Origin of the sequence: Intrasporangium sp. (assembly GCF_036566125.1) — a bacterium.
In the GTDB taxonomy this organism is placed as follows: domain Bacteria; phylum Actinomycetota; class Actinomycetes; order Actinomycetales; family Dermatophilaceae; genus Intrasporangium.
Genome location: NZ_DATCWX010000337.1, coordinates 1 through 3,490 on the forward strand (window position 1 = coordinate 1; position 3,490 = coordinate 3,490).

Genomic DNA, 3,490 nt, shown 5'->3' on the forward strand with positions numbered 1-3,490 from the left:
CCCGAGTTGGCTCAGCGGCATACGGCATCATCCGTATGCCGCTGAGCCGAGTCGCGGACGCACGCCGGCACCCGCCCCTACCGCACACGGCCGGCCGCCTCGGTGAGCGAGCGCAACCGCGCTGAGTGTGCGGGAGTGAGAGCACCCCCGTCCATCCGCCAGCCCCAGCCGCCCTCGACGCCGGGCGTGTTCATGCGAGCCTCGGAACCGAGCGCGAGAACGTCCTGCGCCTGCATCATGGCCAGCTGGCATGGCATCGTGAGGGCGAGCCCGATGACAGCCCACGACGGCTCTCGGTCGACATCGATGTCCACCCCGGCCTCGCGACAGGCTGCCCACACCATGTCCCGGGCGTCCCACGGGAGCTGCGCCCACCAGCCGACGACGGTGTCGTTGTCGTGGGTCCCGGTGTAGACGACCTGGTCGTCCCGCAGACGGCCCGGGTGGTGGATGTTGTGCGGGTCGTGCGGGGTGAAGCCGAACTGGAGCACCGCCATGCCGGGGAAGCCGAGCTCACGGCGCAGCTCGACCACGGCGGCGTCGATGTCGCCGAGGTCCTCGGCCAGCACGGGCAGCTCGCCGAGTTCCGCCTGAACCGCGTCGAAGAGGGCGCGGCCAGGCCCCGGCTCCCAGCGGCCGTTCATCGCGGTCTCGGCGTCCGCGGGGACCGCCCAGTACGCGGCGAACCCGCGGAAGTGGTCGAGCCGGACGTAGTCGAACAGCTCGAAGGTCCGGCGCAGTCGCTCTATCCACCAGCGGAATCCGTCGGCGGCCATGACGTCCCACCGGTAGAGCGGGTTGCCCCAGAGCTGTCCCGTCGCGGCGTACGCATCCGGTGGGACGCCAGCCACCGCATCGCTGCGGAAGAGACTCGGCCACGCCCGGACGTCGGCGCCGTCGGGGGCGACGTAGATCGGGACGTCGCCCATGATGCGGACCCCGCGGTCGGCTGCGTACGCGCGCAGCTCGGTCCACTCGCGGGCGAACCGGACCTGGTCGGCGAGGTCCCCGCCGAAGGCAGTCCACGAGTCGACCCAGTACTGCTCGCGCTCAGCGAACCGGGCCAGCTCCTCGGGACTCACCGGTGCGTCGGGGTGCTCGAGGAGCGCCGGTGAGACGGCGAAGGCGGACGGTGACTTGTAGGGCGACCCGTGCTCGTCGGGGACGGACACGGGCAGGACCTGCCATACCGACTGCCCGGCCGCGGCGAGCCAGTCCACGAAGGCCCGCGCCGACCGGCCGAGCCGACCGTCGGGCAGAGAGGTGATGTGCAGCTGGACGCCGCTCGCGCGCGAGGAAATCACGCGCACAGACTATGACGCGGCCAGGGTCAGCCCGTGGAGGACCGGAACACCGTCACAGCTCGCGCAGGTAGCAGAGCATCCGGTAGTCGGCGCCGGGCTGGATGTTGCTGAAGCCGTGCCGCTCGTAGAAGCGTCTGGTGTCCACGTCGACCTCGTCGACATTGATGTGCACCTCACATGCGCCCCGCTCCTGCACTGCCTCGATGGACTCGAGCAGCAGCTCTGTCCCGATGCCTTGGTCCCGCAGGTCCGGTCGGACGTAGAGCTCCTCGAGCTGTGCCAAGAGCCCGTCGTAGTAGGGCGTCGGACGCAGGGTGAGGAAGGCGAATCCCACCGGTTCTGAGGGGTTCTCAGCGAGGAGGACGAGCACGTCGCAGCGGTCGAGGAGGGTGTGGAACCTGCGCGCGAAGACGTCGGCATCCGGTCCGGACGTGTCGAACTCGTCGTTGAAGTCGTGGAGGAGCCGACCGACCACGTCGGCGTCTGCTGGACCCGCCGCTCTCAGCACTGCATTCGCCATCTGACGACGATGCCCAGACGATCCCGGGACCTGCAATCGGTTTTCTGAACCCCGGTTCGAGATATTTGTCCGCCTCTTTGGGGCGAGTCGGTACCTCGAACCACGGTTCAGGTCAACCCTCTCGGTCGATCTCGTCCACGACGTACTCGGCGATGGCCAGGCTCGAGGTGGCTGCTGGTGAGGGCGCGTTGCGGATGCTCGTCACCCCGTCGCTGTGGGTGATCCGGAAGTCGTCGACGAGGGTGCCGTCACGCTCGACGGCCTGGGCTCGGACGCCCATCCCGTTGCGGACGACGTCCGCCGGCCCGATGGCAGGCACGTACCGCTGCGCAGCTCGCAGGTAGGCGCGGATCGATAGAGACCCGTAGACCTCCTTGGCGCCGGTGCGCCAGTGGGTCCGGGCCATCTGCCAGAAACCGGGCCAGGCGAGGATGTCACGCACGTCGGCGGCCTCGAAGTCACGGCGGCGGTAGCCCTCGCGCTTGAGGCTGAGGACGGCGTTGGGTCCGACGTCGAGCTCGCCGTAGACGCGGCGGGTGAAGTGCACGCCGAGGAAGGGGTAGCGCGGGTCCGGCACCGGGTAGACCATCCCCCTGACGAGCTGCCGCTTCGCCGGGCTGACGCTGAGGTACTCGCCGCGGAAGGGAACGATCCGGGGCCCGCCCGTGTCGCCGGCCAGCCTGGCAAGGCGATCGGCCTGGAGCCCGCCGCAGAGGATCAGCCGGTCGACCCGGTGACGGACCGGGCCGCACTGGACGTCGATGCGGCCGGCGCTGCGCTCCAGTCCGTTCACCATCGTGTCGAGGTGGATCTCGCCGCCGCTGTCGACAATCTCCTTGCCCATGGTCTCGGCGACCGCGACGAAGTCGGTGATCGCCGTCCTCGGTGAGTGCAGGGCGGCGAGACCGACGGCGTGGGGCTCGATCTCCCGGATCCGCTCCGGGCCGACCCGCTCGAGGCCGGGCACGCCGTTGGCCAGGGCCGTCTGCTCGAGGGCATCGAAGCGTCCCAGTTCTGAGGCGTCGACCGCGACGACGAGCTTGCCGCACTCGTTGTAAGCGATGCCGTGCTCGGTGCAGTAGTCCTTGAGCAGCTCGCGGCCGCGAGAACAGAGCCGCGCCTTGAGGCTGGCCGGCTTGTAGTAGATCCCCGCGTGGACGACACCGGAGTTGTGCCCGGTCTGGTGCGCCGCGAGACGGGCCTCCTTCTCGAAGACGACGATTCGCAGGCCGGGGCGCCGGCGCGAGAGCTCGCGCCCGATCGCGAGCCCGACGATGCCGCCACCGACGATGCCGATCGACTGTTCGGTCATACCGCGGACCGCCCGTCGCCACAGTCGGCGTGCTCCATCTGGTCCGCCGTCGTCCCTCTCCGCACGCTCCGACGGTACGCCAGTCCAAGCCACCCCATGACGTAGTTGCGCTGGAACGCAACTCAGCGGCATACGACTGATGTCGTATGCCGCTGAGTCGGGTTGTCAGCTCAGCCGCCCCCTCCCGGCTGGACCACGCCGTTCACGGTGAGGGTGTAGTTGGCCTGCTTCGGCGCGGACTCGGTGTCGTCGTCGTACATGACGATTGCCGCCACCGTGGTTGCGCCGGTGCCGATGGCATCCGTCAGGGCGGTGCCGGACAGTGTCCCGTCGAAGGCGCTGTCGAGCGGCAGC

At 69.6% G+C, this 3,490-nt stretch carries 4 protein-coding genes; all 4 read right to left on the reverse strand.

Features of this window, described 5'->3' with window-relative positions:
* Positions 1-77: 77 nt before the first annotated feature.
* Entirely contained in the window at positions 78-1,304 is a 1,227-nt protein-coding gene (locus VIR15_RS20255; RefSeq protein WP_331931135.1) for a 4-alpha-glucanotransferase, read from the reverse strand.
* A gap of 52 nt (positions 1,305-1,356) precedes the next feature.
* Positions 1,357-1,824: a GNAT family N-acetyltransferase gene (locus VIR15_RS20260; RefSeq protein ID WP_331931137.1), complete on the reverse strand. Its 468-nt coding sequence runs from the start codon at positions 1,822-1,824 to the stop codon at positions 1,357-1,359.
* Between the two features lie 112 nt (positions 1,825-1,936).
* On the reverse strand, positions 1,937-3,136 hold the full coding sequence (gene lhgD, locus VIR15_RS20265; protein WP_331931139.1) for an L-2-hydroxyglutarate dehydrogenase: 1,200 nt from the start codon (positions 3,134-3,136) through the stop codon (positions 1,937-1,939).
* A 170-nt stretch (positions 3,137-3,306) separates the two neighbouring features.
* On the reverse strand, positions 3,307-3,490 hold a 184-nt coding region (locus VIR15_RS20270; RefSeq protein ID WP_331931141.1), incomplete at its 5' end, for a hypothetical protein.